We start from the raw sequence: 354 nt of genomic DNA, 5'->3' as shown, positions 1-354 counted from the left end.
TTGGAGCTGTGGTGAAGTTGGAGTTCACGCCGGTCTGTCACACCGGAGGTCGCGGGTTCGAGTCCCGTCAGCTCCGCCATCTTTCTTAACGAGATGGCATAGTTCACGAACATGAAAAAGGTTTAATGTAATAAAAAAACGTTGATTTTCCATGAAAGATATGCCATAATTAAAGATATGCCGGTATAGCTCAATTGGTAGAGCACCTGACTTGTAATCAGGGGGTTGTGGGTTCAAGTCCTATTGCCGGCACCATGAATTTGGGGAGATAGTGAAGTGGCTAAACACGGCAGACTGTAAATCTGCTCCCTCCGGGTTCGGCGGTTCGAATCCGTCTCTCCCCACCATTTTCAT

At 47.7% G+C, this 354-nt stretch carries 3 tRNA genes; all 3 read left to right on the top strand.

The window, feature by feature from the left end:
* Window positions 1-2 precede the first annotated feature (2 nt).
* Window positions 3-79, top strand: a tRNA-Asp gene (locus tag HP398_RS30620).
* 100 nt (window positions 80-179) lie between these two features.
* A tRNA-Thr gene (locus tag HP398_RS30615) sits at window positions 180-255 on the top strand.
* Window positions 256-262: 7 nt separating this feature from the next.
* A tRNA-Tyr gene (locus HP398_RS30610) sits at window positions 263-347 on the top strand.
* Window positions 348-354: the final 7 nt, after the last annotated feature.

Origin of the sequence: Brevibacillus sp. HB1.4B (genome assembly GCF_013284285.1) — a bacterium.
Taxonomy (GTDB): Bacteria; Bacillota; Bacilli; order Brevibacillales; family Brevibacillaceae; genus Brevibacillus; species Brevibacillus porteri.
Note: the sequence above shows the minus strand (reverse complement) of the source record. Positions and strands in the feature narration are given on the sequence as shown.